Genomic DNA, 17,099 nt, shown 5'->3' with positions numbered 1-17,099 from the left:
GCCTCGCTTATGGCTATGTTTGGGTAATACTCTCTTCGTCATCCGGTCGTTGCCGCCACATCTGTCGTCGTCAGGCCGGAGTCGCCATCGCGCATCGCTGCCCGCAGAGGAACCTTCATGAGTTCAGAGCACGCCCCCATGACGTCGGACCACGATACCTCGCTGCACGAATCGCTCAGGGAAAATGTCAGGCTGCTGGGCGACAGCCTGGGTAGAACCATCGCCAACGACATGGGCAGCGACTTCGTCGATCGGATCGAGGCGATCCGCGCGCTGGCCAAGCAGGGGCGCCAGCGGGCCGAGGCGTCCGATCGCCACGCGCTGATCGACTATCTGCGCGCGCTGCCCGACGACGAGCTGCTGCCGGTGACCCGCGCCTTCAACCAGTTTTTGAATTTCTCCAACATCGCCGAGCAGCACTACCGGGCACGCTTTCGCCGGGTCGAGGACTATCGCCCCGGCACCCAGCCCGACCTGGGCGAGCTGATCGAGCGCATCGCTGCCGCCGGCAAGTCGCCCCGCGAGATCGTCGATGCGCTTGCCGGTATGCGGGTCGACCTGGTGCTGACCGCTCACCCCACGGAGGTCATTCGGCGCACCCTGATCCAGAAATACGATGCCATCGACGAGTGCCTGAGTCGGATCGAGACCAGCGGCGAGCATCCCGAGGTGCTGCAGCGCGCCCAGGGGCGACTCGAGGAGTTGATCGCCCAGTCCTGGCATACCGACGAGATCCGCCACGAGCGGCCGACACCGGTGGACGAGGCCAAGTGGGGTTTCGCGGTGATCGAGAACGCGCTGTGGCAGGCGGTACCGACCTTCCATCGTGACCTCGACGCGCTGCTGCTCGACGCCACCGGCGAGCGCCTGCCGCTGGACGCCTCGCCGATCCGCTTCGCCTCCTGGATGGGCGGCGACCGCGACGGCAACCCCAATGTCACCGCCGCGGTCACCCAGGAAGTGCTGCTGCTGGGCCGCTGGATGGCGGCGGATCTCTATCTGCGCGATCTCGACCAGCTGCGCGCCGAGCTATCGATGTGGCAGGCCAACGACGCTCTGCGCGCCGAGCTATCGATGTGGCAGGCCAACGACGCTCTGCGCGCCGAGGTGGGTGACGATCCCGAGCCCTACCGCGCGCTGCTCAAGCAGCTCACCATCCGGCTGGAGGCGACCCGTGCCTGGGCCCGCGCCCGGCTCGACGGCGAGCCGGTGGCGGACGCCCCGATCATCGAGACCCGCGCGCAGCTGCATGCGCCGCTGTTGACCTGCTATCGCTCGCTGTGTGACGTCGGTCTGGAGACCATCGCCAATGGTGTGCTGCTCGATACCCTGCGCCGGGTCGGGGTGTTCGGGGTGACCCTGGCCAAGCTCGACGTGCGCCAGGATGGCGCGCGCCACGCCCAGTGCCTCGACGAGTTGACACGCCACCTGGGGATCGGTGGCTATCTGGCGTGGCCGGAAGCGCAGCGCCAGCAGTTCCTGCTCGACGAGCTGGCGTCGCCAAGGCCGCTGGTGCCGCCGCGCTGGGCCTGCTCTGCCGAGGCGCGCGAGGTGCTCGACACCTTCCGTGTGATCGGGCGCGAGCAGCGCGAGGCGCTGGGTACCTACATCATCTCGATGGCGCAGCAGCCCTCCGACGTGCTGGCGGTGGCGCTGCTGATGAAGGAGGCCGGCGAGGGGCTGAACCTGCCCATTGCACCGCTGTTCGAGACCCTCGACGACCTCGATCGCGCCGGGGCGGTGATCGAGCGGCTGCTGGCGCTGCCGGGCTACCGTGCGGTGGCCGGTGACTATCAGGAGGTGATGATCGGCTACTCCGACTCGGCCAAGGACGCCGGCCAGCTGGCGGCGGCCTGGGCCCAGTACCGGGCCCAGGAGCGGCTGGTCGAGGTGTGCCGCGAGGGCGGCGTGGCGCTGACCCTGTTCCATGGCCGTGGCGGTACCGTGGGGCGTGGCGGCGGCCCGGCCCACGCCGCCATCCTGTCGCAGCCGCCGGGCTCGGTGAACGGCAGTCTCCGGGTCACCGAGCAGGGCGAGATGATCCGCTTCAAGTTCGGTCAGCCGGATATCGCGCTACGCTCGATGGAGATCTACACCTGTGCGGTGCTGGAGGCGACCCTGTTGCCGCCGCCGGCGCCGCAGCCGGCCTGGCGCGAGGAGATGGAGCGCCTGGCCGATATCGCTCACGCCGCCTATGTGGGCGTGGTGCGCGAGAACCCGGACTTCGTCGACTACTTCCGTGCGGTGACACCGGAGAGCGCCCTGGGTCGGTTGCCGTTGGGCTCGCGCCCGGCCAAGCGGCGCCAGGAGGGGGGCATCGAGACGCTGCGTGCGATTCCCTGGATCTTCGCCTGGACTCAGATTCGACTGATGCTGCCGGCCTGGCTGGGCAGCGGAGAAGCCTTCGCCACCCGGGTGGCCGAGGAGGGCGGGCTGGCCAGGTTGCGCGAGATGCGCCAGCAGTGGCCGTTCTTCCGCACCTATCTGGACATGCTCGAGATGCTGCTGGCCAAGTCCGACGGCCAGATCGCCGCCTACTACGAAGAGCGGCTGGTCGATGCCCCGGCGCTACGCGAACTGGGCAGCTCGCTGCGCCAGCGCCTGGTCGACCTGGAAGCGGTGCTGCTGCGGATTCTGGATCAGCGCACGCTGCTCGAGGACACGCCGCTGATCCGCCAGGCCATCGAGGTGCGTAACCCTTACATCGACCCGCTGCACGGGCTCCAGGCCGAGCTGTTGCAGCGTAACCGTGACGCCGACGGCGACATCAGCCCGGCGCTCTCGCGGGCGCTGATGGTCACCATGGCGGGCATCGCCGCCGGGCTGCGCAACACCGGCTGAGACGTGGCACTGGGCCGGGGCGAGGTGCTCGCCCCGGGACGTGTGGACAGGGGAGGTCGCCAATGGAGTTCAAGGACTACTATGCGGTGCTCGGCGTCGAACGTGACGCCACCCAGGAGGAGATCAAGCGCGCCTATCGCAAGCTGGCGCGCAAGTATCACCCCGATGTCAGCCGCGAGACCGACGCCGAGGCACAGTTCAAGGCGCTGGGCGAGGCTTACGAGGTACTCAAGGACCCGGAGAAGCGAGCCGCCTACGACCGTCTTGGGGGACGCGAGGGCGAACGCTTCGAGCCGCCGCCCGACTGGGATGCCGGCTTCGAGTTCAGCGGCGGGGGCTATACCCACGGCGAGAGTGCCGACTTCAGTGACTTCTTCGAGACGCTGTTCGGCCGCCGTGGCGGCAGGGGCGGATTTTCGGGGTTCGACGCTGGGGGTGGCTTCGAGCGCGGCGGTCGGGCCCACGGGCAGGCGCTGCACGGTGAGGATCATCACGCCAAGGTGCTGATCGAGCTGGAGGATGCCTATCAGGGCGCCACCCGCACCCTGTCGCTGCAGAGCGCCGAGCTCGACCCGCAAGGCTATCTGCGCCCGCGGGAGCGCACGCTCAAGGTGCGTATTCCCAAGGGCGTCAAGGCGGGCCAGCGTATCCGGCTCGCCGGACAGGGTGGTGCTGGCGTCAACGGTGCCGCCGCCGGCGATCTCTATCTGGAGGTGGAGTTTCGTCCCCACCCGCGCTACCGGGTCGACGGTCGCGACGTCGCCGTGACCCTGCCGGTGGCGCCCTGGGAGGCGGCGCTGGGCACCACGCTGGCGCTGACGACACCGGGCGGCGAGGTGACCCTCAAGGTGCCAGCCGGCGCCGTTGGCGGGCGCCGCCTGCGCCTCAAGGGGCGCGGTATCCCTGGCACGCCGCCCGGCGATCTCTACGTCGAGCTGATGCTGGTGACGCCCCCGGCCGACAACGAGGCGGTGGCGGCGGCCTACCGCCAGCTGGCCGAGGCCAGCGCTTTCGACCCCCGTGCCGAACTGGGAGGTAACGGATCATGACGCGACATATTCCAGCGGGCGAATCGGTGCTCGAGGGGGACAATCTCGACGAGCGTCCGCTGTTGACCCTGGGCGATCTCTGCCGCAGCTGCACCGTGCACGCCGAGTGGGTGATCGAGCTGGTCGACGAGGGCATTCTCACCCCCGCGGGGCGCTATCACGAACAGTGGCGCTTCTACGGCAGCAGTCTGACCCGGGTACGCACGGTCAGGCGCCTGCAGCGCGACCTGGGGGTCAACCTGGCCGGTGCTGCGCTCGCCCTGGAGCTGATGGAGGAGCTGGAGGCGCTGCGCCGGCGGGTCGATGGCGGGTCAGCCTGAGCCCACGAGTCACGCCCGCGGCTTGGCCTGCGGGCGTATTGCCAATCGCCGCCGCACACCTGGCGCTCAGGCCGGCGTAGCGTGATAGCAGGCGCGTAGCCGCGGTACCGCCAGGGCGTGGGTGTCGGCGAGCGCGAGCAGCGGCTGCAGAATGGCGTCGCGCTCGGTGCCCCGCCCGGCCAGCACATCCTGCAGCATCGACGAGCGGTTACCCGCGGTGGCCTCGATCACCGCGCTGACCCATCCCTGCCAGCCCGCGGCCGGGGGGGATACCTTCGCCGCCGCCATCAGCTGCGCGATCTCCGCGCACAGCGCTGCGACCTCGGCGCTCAGCGGCGGCTCGGCGAGGGTGCCGTTGAGTACCCGATGCCGCGCCGTCAGTGGATTGATCACGGCGTTGACCGCCAGCTTGTGCCACAGCTTCTCATCGATGTCGTCGCAGGCGCTGGCTGCCAGGCCGGCGCGGGTGAGAGTCGCGGCGACTGCTGCCGCCATGGTGCGGTGCTGCCCGGCCAGATCGCCGAGCCAGGTGTGGCCCGCCGCCGCGTGCACCACACCAATCGCCGGTGGCGGCTGGCGGTAAGCCGCCTCGGTGGTCGCCGCGCACAGCACCGGCCCCGGCCACTGGGCGCTCAGTCGAGGTTGGACGCTGAAGCCGTTCTGCAGCAGCAGCAGCGGGGTGCCCGGCGCCAGCTGCGCCTGCTGCAGCGCTTGCTCGGCATCGGGCGCCTTGGTGGCGACGATCACCAGCGCTGGCGGCGCCTCGGGCGATGCCAGCGCCAGGCTGCGCCAGCTGCCATCGGTCTCCTGCAGCCGCAACTGATTCAGCAGGCCGTGGCGCCCGCGCAGCGCGATCGGCCCGATGTCGTCTGCCGCGGCCAGGCGCGCCGCGAACAGCTGGCCCAGCGCACCCGCGCCGAGCACCAGCCAGGGCGCGGCGGTCATGAACTCGATCCCTTGGCGCGGCGCGTGCGTGGCTTGCCCTTGCTGGCCGTGCGTCGGCGTGACTGGCCGCCGCCGCGTTTGGCCGTCTGGCGCTTGCCGCGTGTCGCCTTGGGGGCATCCGGGGCGGCACCCTGGCGTGCGGCCTTGAGCGCCTGGTCGAGCTTGCCCGCGCTGGCCTGGCCGAGCAGTTGACGCAGATCCGCGAGCAGGGCGTCGACGAATGGCTGCGCCGCGGCGTTGCCCTCGGCGATGCTGGTCAGGCGCTGCTCCCACAGCGCGGTGCGTTCCGGCTGCGAGGCCGCCGGCGGCAGCGAGTCGATCAAGGCGTGGCCGGTCCGCGAGGCGCGCAATGCCTTGGCCTCACGCACCAGATAGCCACGGGTCAGCAGGGTTTCGATGATGCCGGCCCGGGTGGCCTCGGTGCCCAGGCCGTCGGTTTCGCGCAGGGTGCGCTTGACCGCCGGATCGTCGACGTAGCGCGCGATGTTCATCATTGCCTTGATCAGGCTGGCATCGTTGAACGGCTCCGGCGGGCGCGTCTCGCGGCTCTCGACCTCGGCGCCCAGCACGCGAGCCGCCTCGCCCTGGTGCAGCGTCGGAAGCGTGGGCACGTCGTCACGGGTGGTGAACAGCGGCTTCCAGCCCGGCTCGATGATCTCGCGCCCCTTGGCCTGGAAGCGTTCGTCGAGGATCTCGAACAGCGCCTGGGTCTCGAAGGTCTCCAGCGGTGGGTAGAACTGTGCCAGCACGTTGCGCGCGATGAGCCGGAACAGGTTGGCCTCGTCCCGGCTCAGGCGCGCGAGATCGGCCGGGCGTCCGCTCGGCGCCAGGGCGTGGTGAGCGCCGACCTTGGCATCGTCCCAGGCCTTGGAGCGCCGGCCGAAGTCGGCCCCCTGCACCCACTCTGTGAGTGTCGCGTCATGCTGGCAGGCGCTCGCCAGGGTGCGTGCGGCCTCGGCATGGTGGGCCGCCGGCAGGTAGCGACAGTCCGAACGCGGATAGGTGATCAGTTGATGCCGCTCGTAGAGCGCCTGGCACACGTCGAGCACCCGCTTGGCGGAGAGCCCGAAGCGGCGCGCGGCGTCCACCTGGAGCGCCGAGAGCGAGTAGGGCAGCGGTGCCGCTTGCCGCTTGCGGCGCTGCTCCAGCGTCGCCAGCCGGCCCTGACTGCCGGGCAGGCGCGCGACCAGCGCCTTGGCCGGTCGCGGGTCGAGCAGGCGCCCCTGGGCATCCAGCGGCTGGCTCTCGTCGGGTAGCCACCAGGCGCGCAGTTCGCCGGCGGCGACCGCCAGATCGACCCACAGCGGATAGAAGGGGTAGGGCTCGAAGGCGGCGATCTCGCGATCGCGGCGTACCACCAGTCCCAGCACCGGGGTCTGTACCCGACCCACCGAGAGCAGACCGTCGTAACCCGCCTGGCGGCCGATCAGCGTCCACGCCCGGGTCAGGTTGATGCCATAGAGCCAGTCCGCCCGCGAACGCGCCTCGGCGGCGGCGAACAGCGGCTGGTAGCGCTGGTTGTCCTCGAGCCGGGCGAGCGCCTTGGCCACCGCGGGACGGTTGAGATCCTGCACCAGTAGACGCTGCAGCGGACCGCGCCAGCCGAGATGGTCGAGCACCTCCTGCACCAGCAGTTGGCCCTCGCGGTCGGGGTCACCGGCGTGGACGACGCTGGTGGCGCGCTTGAGCAGCTTGCGCAGCACCGCGATCTGGCCGCGGGCCTGGGGGCGCGGCACCAGTTGCCAGCGGCTCGGCACGATCGGCAGATCGTCGAGGCGCCACTGCTGATAGCGGGGGTCGTAGGCCTCTGGCGGGGCCTGCTCCAGCAGATGGCCCAGACACCAGCTGACGCAGGTGTCGCCGGCCTCCAGATAGCCCTCGCGGCGCACCGCGGGGGTGGGCAGCGCGGCGGCGATGGCCCGCGCCAGGCTGGGCTTTTCGGCGACGATCAGACGCATGCGCGGTTCACTTCTCCAGATGTCGGCGGGCCCGCACCAGGGCGCGGTACCACTGGCGGTGCGGCGTGCCCACCGCCGGTGGCGCCATGCTCAGATAGCTGACGTTGGGCGTCTCGCTGCGCTCCAGGTTGACGTTGGTGAGCATCGTCAGGGTGGCTTCGCGGGCGCCATACTGGCGCTGCAGGAACGCCATCGCCGCCGGCTCCAGTGCCACCCGGTAGTGGCGCACCAGGGCCAGGGCCAGAGATTCTGCGGTGCGCGACAGGTCGGTCTCGATCTCGCGCACCATCGCCGAGCCCATGGCTGCCTTGGCCGCGGCCGAGAGATTGGGTTCGAGCTGGCCGAAATCCGCCGCGTTGGAGCTGTTGATGGCGCGCTGTACCGCGGGGCGAGAGAGCTGCACGTGGGGCTCCAGGGCCAGGAAGATCTCCACCGCCACGCGCTTGGCGGTATCGACGCCGACGCTCAACTGGGTATCGCGCTCGGCCTGATGCAGGCGGTCGCGGAAGGTGCCGATGTTGGCCTTCTCCATGTGGCGCCCGAGCAGCTTGCACACCTCCGCCTTGGCCTCGTCGTCGAGTGCGATCTTGCTCTCGCGGATGCGCAGACCGCGCCGACCAGGACCCAGGCGCAGGCGGGTAGTGCTGTCGGAGAGATTGGCGCTGAGCGCTTCCCAGCGTTCGGCCATGCGCAGGCGGTGGGCGTGGCTGCGGCCGACCGACTCATAGGCGCTGGAGACGCTCTTGTAGAGCTTGATCGCGTTGGTCAGCACCTCGGCGTTCTCGCGCAGTGTCTGGCGCTGCTCCTTGCGTCCGTTCTGGATCGCCCGCACCTGGGCGTCGATGCGCGCGCTGAGGTCGTCGATCGCCGTCACGCTGTGGGCGAGCAGGGCGTCGGCGCGCTGGCCGGAGACGCTCTCGGCCAGCGGCGTGACGGAGCGCTCGGTGAGATAGGTATTGAGCGCCTTGAGACGTGAAAGTCCGGTGGCCTGGGCGATGCGGTGGCGGGCGCGGGCCTCCTCGAGATTGTCGAAGGCGCGCGCCAGTTTCCAGCGGCCGCGGTACTCGAACGAGAGCACCGGAATTTCGCGGCCGCTGATCAGTTCGAAGGCGAGGATCACCATCTCCTCGACATCCTGCAGTGTCATCAACAGGTCGTTGTCACTCTCGATCGCCGCCATGACGCGCTCGATGAAGTTCTCGTCCCGTGCCACGCCGTAGCGCGGATCGGGCGCGCGGCCTTCGAAACGCTCGCGCAGCAGGGTGATGGCCTGGGGGGCAAGATCGAACAGCTCGCCGAACTGCGGCTCGATACGTTCACGGTAAGTGGTGAAGAGATCGCTGATACGGGCGTGCAGGCCGACCCGGCGATAGACCTCGATCTGGCCGATCAGGCGCGCGCTCTCGGGGTCGTCGAGCAGCTCCAGCGCGGCCAGCTCGACGCCGGCCGGTGACAGGTCCTGCTTGCGCAGCAGCATGGCGGCGGCCTCGCGGCGGCGCGCGTCGCCGTCGAGGCTCTCGACGATCAGGTTGCGGGTTGCCAGCAGCAGCTCCGGCAGCGTCTTGATCACCCGCTCGATGCGCTGCGAGGTGCGCTCGACGCGTCGCCCACGGGTCAGGTGGTGGAGCAGGTTGGCGAGTACGCCGAAGATGCCGGTGATCACCGTGAACGAGATGAAGAAGATGTAGTTCTCGATCGTCGGCGCCTTGCCGTAGCCGAGCAGGTAGCCGCCCCAGGCGCCGAGCAGGGTCACCGGCCCGGCGGTCCACAGGATCTGCAGCAGGCTCACGGTCCACGGCACTTTCTCCACCGCGGCGGTGATACGACGGATCTCGTCGCGCCCCTCGCGCTCCAGGCGCACCTGGGGGGTATCGCTGGCGGCGACTTGGGGGCGGCGGCGGAGAGTAGGGGGGATCAACGAGAGCAAGCTTGCTCCTTGCAAACGACAGCGGACAGAGCGGGCGGCGGCTAACTTAGCACCCCAGGTCGAGCGTCGCCAGCGCTGTTGCCGAGCGTGCTAGGATGGGGCCAATCGAACGGAGGAACGCCATGCTGACTGCTTGGGTCGAACAGCTGCTGGGGTATGCCAGTGGCGCCCTCGAGGCAATTCGCGACAACGAACACTACCCGGCACTGATGGCATGGGCGCGCACGCAAGGGGCCGAGCAGTGCGGCGGCAGTCTGGACATGGCCCAGGCGCTGGCGCCGATCATCTGGAACCAGACGCCGCTGGTGCGTCGCCAGTTCGACTGCGAGCCGCTGGCCGAGCCGCGCCCCGACGAACCCTGCTGGTGCGATTCGGGCCGTGCCTATCGCGACTGCTGCCTGCGGGTGGAGTTGCCCAGCGCCGTACCGACGCATCTGATGTGGATGCTGTCGCTGCGTGAGTGGCGCGGCGAGACATTGAAAGCCGCACTGGAGAGCCGCAAGGCGCCGGCGCAGGCGCTGCTCGAGGCGGGCATCGTCTCCGCCGAGAGCGGCAACAACGGCCGTGCCCAGCAGATTCTCGAGTCGCTGTTCGCCGGTGAGCGTGACTGGCAGGCGTTGGCCGAGCAGATCGAGCCGGCCTTCGAGATCCTGATCGATCTCTATCATGAGCGCGGTTTCCTGCGCAAGCGTGGCGCGCTGATCGAGCGGGTCATCGCCAGCGGCCCCGATTTCCTCCGTGCCGCGGCCTACGAGCGGCTCTGTCTGATGCACCTCGACAGCGGTGACCTGGCCAGCGCCCGGGAGGCCTTCCAGAGCGCCCAGCGGACGCTGCCGGACTCTCCCTCGCTGGCCTATATCGAAGCCATGGTGCTGCTGCACGAGGGCAACGTGGGCAAGGCGCGCCAGCGCGCGGCCTTCTGGTGGCGGCGGCTGGCGCGCCAGCACCACGCCGACCCCGATCAGCTCGACTTCATCGCCGAGCTCGCCGACGACCCCGAGTCGACCCTGGCCGAGCAGGTGATCAACTCCGAGGAGGCGTTGGCCGGGCCGCTGACCGCGCTGCAGGCGCTGCTGCACACCCAGCAGCGTCCACCGCGGCTGGTGCTGTCACGTTCGCCGGAGGGCGCGCTGCTCTACGAGCCCAGTCGGCGCGAGGCGTCACTCTACGCCGGCTGGATCGAAGCCTGTGAGATCGAGATCGATGAGGACGCCGCACTCGGGTTCCTCGGCGACCCCTGGGTCACCGCGCCGCAGTGGCTGCAGGGGCTGTGCGCCAACCCCGAGTGGCTCGATGCGCCCAAGGTGATGCAGGCGCTGACCCTGGCGCTGGCGAGCCGCTTCGGCAGCCTGCCGTGGATGGTCGACACCTTCTTCACCCCGCTGGCCGAGCGCTACGCTGCCTGGCTGACCCAGCTCGAGGATGCCGGCGGTACTTTTTCCTGGCACGACGCCGACAACGCCACCCTGTTGCGCACGGGCCTGGCGCTGGTGATCGGCATGGAGCGGGGTGCCGGCCCCCAGGCGCGGGCGCTGGCGCAGCGACTGTTGGCACTGGACGCCGAGGATAGCCTGGGCCTGCGTGAGCTGGTGATCGACCAATTGCTGCGTGAGGGGAACGACGACCAGGCGCTGGCGGTGAGTGAGGCTGGGCCGGAGGGCGCCGACATGCTCGGTGTGCAGATGGGGCGCGTGCTGGCGCTCTATCGTCTGGCGCGGCATGACGATGCGCGCGCGGTGCTCGGTGAGGTGTGCGCGGCCAACCCCTATATCGTGCGCGTGCTGTGCGAGGAGCGTCCGCGTCCGGCACGCTTGAGCGTCGACATGCCCGAGCCCGGCACCCGCGCCGAGGCGTGGCAGTACCGCCAACTGATGCGCGATCAGTGGGCCGCCTCGGACGGCGCGCTGGAGTGGCTCTCGCGCCAGCCCTGCGCGCGCGCCGGCGAGAGCCGCCGCAACCAGTGATCGCCGAGGGGTGTCGGCCGCCGGATCAAGGCGCCGGCGTGTCGCGCGCCCCGCCGAGTTCCGGCAGACGCCGGCCCAGCCACCACGCCAGGGCGATCGCCGGCACCCCGAGCAGCCCGCTCAGCACGAAGAAGGGCGCGAAGCCGAGGTTGGCTACGGCGACGCCCGAGAACCCGCCGATGAACTTGCCCGGCAGCGTCATCAGCGACGAGAACAGCGCGTACTGGGTCGCGGTGTAGGCGCGCGAGGTGAGGCTCGACAGGAAAGCGATGAACACCGTGCTGGCGAGGCCGTTGGCGAGGTTGTCACCGGTGATGGTGAGCACCAGCAGCGGCAGGCTCTGGCCGCCCAGGGCGAGTACCGCGAACGCCATGTTGGTCAGCGCCACGGCGATACCGCCGATCACCAGCATGCGCGCGAGACCGTAGCGCACCACCAGCAGTCCGCCGAGTACGCCCCCTCCGATGGTCATGGCGACGCCGAAGACCTTGGTCACGCTGGCGATCTCGCTTTTGGTGAAGCCCAGGCTGAGATAGAGCGGATTGGCCATCGCCGCCATCACGATGTCGCCGATGCGGTAGATCGCGACGAACAGCAGCAGGGCGAAGGCGAGGCGCGCATAGCGCTGGAAGAAGTCGGCCACTGGACAGACCACGGCGGCGATCAGCCACACCCCGGCGCGGCGCTGCCACTCGGGGCGCGATGCTCCGGCGTGCAGGAAGCGCTTCACCCGTGGGTGGAACAGCACCCGGCCCAGCCCCTGCTGGCGCGGCGGCTCGGGGCGCAGCAGCACCGTCAGCATGCCGATGCCGACCAGCGCCGCCATGCTCAGATAGGCTGTCGACCAGGAGGCGGCGTCGGCGATATACAGCGCGCCGGCGCCGGCGACCACGATGCCGATGCGATAGCCGATGATATAGGTCGATGCCATCGCGGCCTGGATCTCCGCCTCCCCCGATTCGATACGATAGGCGTCGATGACGATGTCCTGGGTCGCCGCGCCGAAGGCGGTGAGCAGGGCGAAGGCGGCGACCAGCGGTAGGTGCCCCAGCGGATCGACCCCGGAGAGCCCGACCAGGCCGGCGGCGATCAGCGCCTGCCCGAGCAGCATCCAGCTGCGCCGCTGGCCGAGCGCGCGACCCAGCAGTGGCAGGCGCACGCGGTCGACGATCGGCGCCCAGAACAGCTTGATCGAGTAGAGCATGCCGATCCAGCTGAAGAAGCCGATGGCGGCGACGTCGACGCCGCTGTCCTCGAGCCAGGCGGTGAGGGTGGAGAACACCAGAAGATAGGGCAGGCCCGCGGAAAACCCCAGAAACAGCAGGGTGATGACCGGGGCGCGCAGATAGACCCGGCACGATGTCAGCCAGTCGCGTGGCTCGCGTTGCATGCAACCTCCAGACAGGGTCCGCCGTGTCGTCGGCGGACGTGGTGACGCGAAAAATGCTACTCTAGCCGATCGTGTCGCGTCTGGCGCGGGGGATCTGGCTGCCACGCTTTTCCCTGCCCGGGCGCGCTACGGGATTGTGATCGCGATCAGGAAGACGAGCATGACCACGGAGTCGATGAAGGATGGCGATGCGCTGCCGCGCTGGTACGTGATCCAGTGCAAGGGCGGTGAATCGTTTCGCGCCAGCGAACATCTGGACAACCAGGGCTACGAGGTGTTCCACCCGGTGCTGGAAGTGCAACGGCGCCGCCGCGGCAAGCTGGTCTGGGTGGCCGAGCCGCTGTTTCCCCACTATCTGTTCATTCGCCTCGACCGTCTCGCCAGCAACTGGCGCCCGATTCGTTCCACCCGCGGCGTACTGCGGCTGGTCGGCTTCGGCCACGAACCGGTTGCGGTGCAGGATGCGCTGGTCGCGACCCTGCGTGATCGGGTCGCCGCCGATACCAGTCGCGAGGGTGCCAACGTCTATTACCGGCGTGGCGACCTGGTGGAGATCACCGACGGGCCGTTTCGCGCCCTGCAGGCGGTGTTCGACGCGCAGAAGGGCGAGGAGCGAGCCATCGTGCTGCTCAACCTGTTGCAGCAGACCCAGCGCCTGGAGCTGCCGGTGGAGGCGCTGCGCAAGCACGTCCCTTAGGCGCTGCGCAGGCGCGTACCTCAGGCGTTGTTCGAGCACGCACCCTGGGTACTGCCACGGCACTTTCCGCGCTCGCGGACCTCTTGTGCCGACTCAGAGCGGTCACCCCCGTCGGGTGCGTGAGGTTGCCACGCGTTGCAGCCGAGATTTACCCATTTCAGGAACGACCCATGACGTCAATCACCATTATCCCCGGGCGTGTCGCCACGCTGCACTACCGCTTGTGCGATGCCGACGGCCGCACCCTCGACGACTCCCGCGCGCGCCAGCAGCCGCTGAGCTATCTGCATGGCCATGGCAACCTGTTCTCGGCGCTCGAGGCACAGCTGGCAGGCGCTGCGCCCGGCGCGCAGATGCGCGTGACGCTGAGCCCCGTCGAGAGCTATGGCGAGCGTGACGAAGCGCTGGTCAGCGAGACGGCGCGCAGCGCCTTTCCCGCCGACCAGCCGCTGCATGCGGGCGCGCGCTTCCAGGCCCAGGGGCCGGAAGGGCCGCATACGGTGACGGTGATCGCCGCCGACGCGGGCAGTGTCACCGTGGATGCCAACCATCCGCTGGCCGGGCACACCCTCAGCTATGAGATCGAGATCCTCGAGGTGCGCGAGGCCACCCGTGCCGAGCGGGTCAAGGGCCATCCGCTACCGCCGGGGACTTCGCATACCGAGGTCGAGGATCGCAAGCAAGTCTGAGCGGCCGCCGGTCGCACGGGGCTCAACGCTTCACCCACCAGTAGTGATACCAGGCTGCCATCACCTGTTCCGGATAGGTGGTGCGGCCCAGGCTGCCGTTGTACCTGGCCAGGGCGCGGGTCCAGTCGCCATTCTCCCGAGACAGATAGTGGGCGAGGATGGTGCAGCCGTAGCGCAGATTGGTGGCGACATCCTCCAGGTCGTCCTGGGGACGGCCGATCTCGGCTTTCCAGAACGGCATCACCTGCATCAGTCCACGCGCGCCGACGGGCGAGCGGGCCGCGGGGCGAAAGCGGCTTTCCACGTCGATCAGCGCCAGCACCAGCTCCGGCGGCAGGGCGGCGCGGCGCGCCTCGGCGTGAATCCGCTGCAGCAGGCTCAAGCGCGCCTGACGATCGGGGTAGGCTTGGGGTTGGCGCCGGGCGAGGCGCGACTGCATGTCGAGCAGCCAGACCTGGGCATCGAAGCGATCGCCGCCGTCGGGCTCCGCGGCCATCGCCTGCGCCAGCGCCTCGATCAGTGCGGGCGAGGGTGCGGTGTCGGCGGCCAGAGCGCTGATCGAGTCGGACTGCGGTTGAGGCGTGGCCGCGGGATTTGCCGTGACCGGGAGAAAGGCCCCGGCCGCCAGCAGCAGGGCTGCCAGCGCGCCGGCGAGCGCTCGCCCGGTCAGGTGATGATCAGCCCAGGCGCTCGGCGAGGAACGCATCGAGATCCTCGACAGCGACCATGGTGACCTCGCTGTCGCGGCGCCCCTTGTACTCCAGTTCGCCGTTGTCCAGACCGCGATCGCCGATCACCAGGCGATGGGGGATCCCCATCAGCTCCTGATCGGCGAACTTGACCCCGGGGCGCAGATCGCGGTCGTCGAGCAGCACATCGATGCCGGCGGCGGTGAGACGTGTGTAGAGCGTCTCGGCGGTATCGCGCACGCGCTCGGACTTGTGCGCGTTCATCGGCACGATCGCCAGTTGGAAGGGAGCGATGGCGTCGGGCCAGATGATCCCGCCGGCGTCGTGATTCTGCTCGATGGCAGCGGCGACCACGCGGGTGATGCCGATACCGTAGCAGCCCATGTAGAGGGTGGCGGGCTGGCCGTTGTCGCCGAGCACGGTGGCATTCATCGCCTGCGAGTACTTCTGGCCCAGCTGGAAGACGTGGCCGACCTCGATGCCGCGGGTGATGGCGAGGGTGCCCTGGCCGTCCGGCGAGGGGTCGCCCTCGACCACGTTGCGCAGATCGGCGACCTCGGGCAGCGGCAGATCGCGCTCCCAGTTGATCCCGAACAGGTGCTGATCGTCGATGTTGGCGCCGGCGCCGAAATCGCTCATCAGCGCCACGCTGCGGTCGACGATCAGCGGCATCGGCAGCCCCACCGGGCCCAGCGAACCGGGGCCGGCGCCCACCGCAGCGCGAATCTCGCTCTCTTCGGCCATGGTCAGCGGCGCCTTGACCTGGGGCAGGTGCTCCGCCTTGATCTCGTTGAGCTGATGATCGCCGCGTACCATCAGGGCGACCAACCCGCCCTCGGCCCCGTGCACGATCAGCGTCTTGACCGTCTTCTCGATCGGCAGGTCGAACCCTTCGACCAGCGCCGCAATGGTGCGCACGCCGGGGGTGGGCACCTGGCGCAGCGTCTCCTGTGGCGCTGCGCGCTCGGCGCCGGCCGGGGGCAGCGCTTCGGCTTTCTCGATGTTGGCAGCGTAGTCGGAACCGGTGGAGAAGATCACCGCGTCTTCGCCGGAGTCAGCGAGCACATGGAACTCGTGGGAGCCGGTGCCGCCGATCGAACCGTTGTCGGCGAGCACGGCGCGGAAATCGAGTCCCAGGCGGGTGAAGATGCGCACGTAGGCGTCGTACATCTTCTCGTAGGAGCGCGCCAGACCGGCCTCGTCGACGTCGAAGGAGTAGGCATCCTTCATGATGAATTCGCGCGAGCGCATGACGCCGAAGCGCGGGCGGATCTCGTCGCGGAACTTGGTCTGGATCTGATAGAAGTTGGTCGGCAACTGCTTGTAGCTCGACAGCTCGCGCCGGACCAGATCGGTGATCACCTCTTCATGGGTCGGACCGACGCAGTAGTCGCGCTGATGACGATCCTTGAGGCGCAAAAGTTCCGGGCCGTACTGCTCCCAGCGCCCCGACTCCTGCCACAGCTCGGCCGGCTGCACCGCCGGCATCAGCACTTCCTGGGCGCCGGCCCGGTCCATCTCTTCGCGCACGATGCGTTCGACCTTGCGCAGGGTACGCAGGCCCACCGGCAGCCAGGTATAGAGCCCCGAGGTCAGACGGCGGATCATGCCGGCACGCAGCATCAGCTGATGGCTGACGATTTCCGCATCCGCCGGCGTTTCCTTGAGGGTCGAGATCTGTAGTTGGCTGGCGCGCATGGCGTGTTCGTTCCTGTATTCAGCAGCGATGTCCGGGATCGGCGGCGAGCCGACTGCGGCCCGGAGATGAGTCGATCGTGAGCCGGCCAGTATAGAGATGGCAGCCGCCCACGGGGAGGGGGCCAGTCAAAATCCCCGCGATCATGGATGATAAAGTCGGCGCGGGGGAGCGGTTCTCGGCGCCGGCCTGGTGACAGCTCGACCTGTCCTGGCGTGAGTTTTTTTCTATAGTGAATTCAGGGCCGCGACCGATATCGTCCGTCCGGGCGAGCGGTGGCATTCACGGAAGCCGTCGTCGGCGGCCCGCGGCGGTGGAGAGGCGCGTCATGATCAATCATGTCTGGGGACTTCTCACGCATCCCAACCGCGAGTGGCAGGAGATCAGCAGCGAGAACGAGACCGTTTCCCACCTCTACGGACACCACGTGCTGATACTGGCGGCGGTGCCGGTGGTGTGCTCGTTCATCGGCACCACGCTGGTGGGGTGGCACTTCGGCACCTCGGAGACCGGCCTGGCGGAGCGCGTGCAGGTGGCGCCCTCCACCGCCATTCTGCTCGCGATCATCTTCTATGGACTGATTCTGGCCGCGGTCTGGCTGATGGGTAACGTGGTGCACTGGCTGGCGCGGCGCTATCCGTCGCGGCCGAGTCTCAATCGCTGCGTGGTGTTCGCCGGCTACATGGCGACACCCATGTTCCTGAGCGGCATCGTCTCCCTCTATCCCATCGTCTGGCTCTGCCTGCTCGCGGGGATCATCGGGCTCTGCTACACCGCCTATCTACTGTTCGCCGGGCTGCCCTCGTTCCTCGGCATCGACCGCGGCGAGGGTATTCGCGCCTCCAGCGCGGCCCTGGCGATCGGCATCCTGGTGCTCGAAGCGCTGCTGGCGCTGACCGTGCTGCTGTGGAGCTACGGCGCCTCGCTGGTGTGA

The 17,099-nt window shown here is 69.1% G+C and carries 13 protein-coding genes; 7 read left to right on the top strand and 6 right to left on the bottom strand.

The genetic code is table 11. The features are described 5' to 3' along the window. The first annotated feature begins 138 nt into the window (after positions 1-138). The 3 genes from ppc to DOM66_RS18465 all read left to right on the top strand — a co-directional run bounded on the left by ppc (position 139) and on the right by DOM66_RS18465 (position 4,210). Positions 139-2,841, top strand: a complete 2,703-nt coding sequence (ppc, locus tag DOM66_RS18475) for a phosphoenolpyruvate carboxylase (RefSeq protein ID WP_110691149.1) — start codon at positions 139-141, stop codon at positions 2,839-2,841. A 62-nt stretch (positions 2,842-2,903) separates the two neighbouring features. Next, on the top strand, positions 2,904-3,890 hold the full coding sequence (locus tag DOM66_RS18470; RefSeq protein WP_110691148.1) for a DnaJ C-terminal domain-containing protein: 987 nt from the start codon (positions 2,904-2,906) through the stop codon (positions 3,888-3,890). After that, on the top strand, positions 3,887-4,210 hold the full coding sequence (locus DOM66_RS18465) for a chaperone modulator CbpM (protein WP_110676465.1): 324 nt from the start codon (positions 3,887-3,889) through the stop codon (positions 4,208-4,210). The genes DOM66_RS18470 and DOM66_RS18465 overlap by 4 nt, the downstream gene beginning before the upstream one ends. A 66-nt stretch (positions 4,211-4,276) precedes the next feature. On the opposite strand, the gene DOM66_RS18460 is transcribed toward DOM66_RS18465, so the two are convergent. Genes DOM66_RS18460 through DOM66_RS18450 form a run of 3 tightly spaced genes read right to left on the bottom strand, consistent with a single transcriptional unit; the run spans position 4,277 to position 9,040 of the window. After that, the gene (locus tag DOM66_RS18460) at positions 4,277-5,155 is read right to left on the bottom strand and encodes a ketopantoate reductase family protein (RefSeq protein WP_110691147.1); all 879 of its coding nucleotides are present in this window, start codon (positions 5,153-5,155) and stop codon (positions 4,277-4,279) included. After that, positions 5,152-7,113 (bottom strand): DNA topoisomerase III, encoded by a 1,962-nt coding sequence (locus DOM66_RS18455; protein ID WP_110691146.1) that lies wholly within the window; start codon positions 7,111-7,113, stop codon positions 5,152-5,154. Before DOM66_RS18455 ends, DOM66_RS18460 begins: the two co-directional genes overlap by 4 nt. Positions 7,114-7,120: 7 nt before the next feature. Next, positions 7,121-9,040 (bottom strand): hypothetical protein, encoded by a 1,920-nt coding sequence (locus tag DOM66_RS18450; protein WP_245392489.1) that lies wholly within the window; start codon positions 9,038-9,040, stop codon positions 7,121-7,123. Positions 9,041-9,162: 122 nt separating this feature from the next. Here DOM66_RS18450 and DOM66_RS18445 point away from each other — a divergent pair, with 122 nt between their 5' ends. Next, positions 9,163-11,004: an SEC-C domain-containing protein gene (locus DOM66_RS18445; RefSeq protein WP_110691145.1), complete on the top strand. Its 1,842-nt coding sequence runs from the start codon at positions 9,163-9,165 to the stop codon at positions 11,002-11,004. A 25-nt stretch (positions 11,005-11,029) separates the two neighbouring features. On the opposite strand, the gene DOM66_RS18440 is transcribed toward DOM66_RS18445, so the two are convergent. Next, complete coding sequence (locus DOM66_RS18440) at positions 11,030-12,394, bottom strand: AmpG family muropeptide MFS transporter (protein ID WP_110676457.1); 1,365 nt, start codon at positions 12,392-12,394, stop codon at positions 11,030-11,032. 160 nt (positions 12,395-12,554) lie between these two features. Between DOM66_RS18440 and rfaH the strand changes: the two genes are divergently transcribed. Beyond that, positions 12,555-13,091, top strand: coding sequence for a transcription/translation regulatory transformer protein RfaH (gene rfaH / locus DOM66_RS18435; RefSeq protein ID WP_110676455.1), 537 nt, complete (start codon positions 12,555-12,557; stop codon positions 13,089-13,091). A gap of 179 nt (positions 13,092-13,270) precedes the next feature. Then, the gene (locus tag DOM66_RS18430; protein WP_110691185.1) at positions 13,271-13,780 is read left to right on the top strand and encodes an FKBP-type peptidyl-prolyl cis-trans isomerase; all 510 of its coding nucleotides are present in this window, start codon (positions 13,271-13,273) and stop codon (positions 13,778-13,780) included. A 22-nt stretch (positions 13,781-13,802) separates the two neighbouring features. On the opposite strand, the gene DOM66_RS18425 is transcribed toward DOM66_RS18430, so the two are convergent. Together DOM66_RS18425 and DOM66_RS18420 are read right to left on the bottom strand one after the other, a co-directional pair. Next, positions 13,803-14,486 (bottom strand): lytic transglycosylase domain-containing protein, encoded by a 684-nt coding sequence (locus DOM66_RS18425; protein ID WP_110691144.1) that lies wholly within the window; start codon positions 14,484-14,486, stop codon positions 13,803-13,805. Beyond that, positions 14,458-16,167: a proline--tRNA ligase gene (locus tag DOM66_RS18420; RefSeq protein ID WP_110676451.1), complete on the bottom strand. Its 1,710-nt coding sequence runs from the start codon at positions 16,165-16,167 to the stop codon at positions 14,458-14,460. Before DOM66_RS18420 ends, DOM66_RS18425 begins: the two co-directional genes overlap by 29 nt. Before the next feature lie 326 nt (positions 16,168-16,493). Here DOM66_RS18420 and DOM66_RS18415 point away from each other — a divergent pair, with 326 nt between their 5' ends. Further along, on the top strand, positions 16,494-17,099 hold the full coding sequence (locus tag DOM66_RS18415) for a Yip1 family protein (protein ID WP_110676449.1): 606 nt from the start codon (positions 16,494-16,496) through the stop codon (positions 17,097-17,099).

The sequence above is a fragment of the Salinicola endophyticus genome (assembly GCF_003206575.1).
Classification (GTDB): Bacteria; Pseudomonadota; Gammaproteobacteria; order Pseudomonadales; family Halomonadaceae; genus Salinicola; species Salinicola endophyticus.
This window is presented reverse-complemented; position numbering and strand designations above follow the sequence as displayed.

Coding starts and splice junctions, on each gene's coding strand:
- DOM66_RS18415 (WP_110676449.1), top strand. CDS start 16,494: ATGATCAATCATGTCTGGGGACTTCTCACGCATCCCAACCGCGAGTGG.
- ppc (WP_110691149.1), top strand. CDS start 139: ATGACGTCGGACCACGATACCTCGCTGCACGAATCGCTCAGGGAAAAT.
- DOM66_RS18455 (WP_110691146.1), bottom strand. CDS start 7,113: ATGCGTCTGATCGTCGCCGAAAAGCCCAGCCTGGCGCGGGCCATCGCC.
- rfaH (WP_110676455.1), top strand. CDS start 12,555: ATGACCACGGAGTCGATGAAGGATGGCGATGCGCTGCCGCGCTGGTAC.
- DOM66_RS18440 (WP_110676457.1), bottom strand. CDS start 12,394: ATGCAACGCGAGCCACGCGACTGGCTGACATCGTGCCGGGTCTATCTG.
- DOM66_RS18465 (WP_110676465.1), top strand. CDS start 3,887: ATGACGCGACATATTCCAGCGGGCGAATCGGTGCTCGAGGGGGACAAT.
- DOM66_RS18425 (WP_110691144.1), bottom strand. CDS start 14,486: ATGCGTTCCTCGCCGAGCGCCTGGGCTGATCATCACCTGACCGGGCGA.
- DOM66_RS18470 (WP_110691148.1), top strand. CDS start 2,904: ATGGAGTTCAAGGACTACTATGCGGTGCTCGGCGTCGAACGTGACGCC.
- DOM66_RS18460 (WP_110691147.1), bottom strand. CDS start 5,155: ATGACCGCCGCGCCCTGGCTGGTGCTCGGCGCGGGTGCGCTGGGCCAG.
- DOM66_RS18445 (WP_110691145.1), top strand. CDS start 9,163: ATGCTGACTGCTTGGGTCGAACAGCTGCTGGGGTATGCCAGTGGCGCC.
- DOM66_RS18420 (WP_110676451.1), bottom strand. CDS start 16,167: ATGCGCGCCAGCCAACTACAGATCTCGACCCTCAAGGAAACGCCGGCG.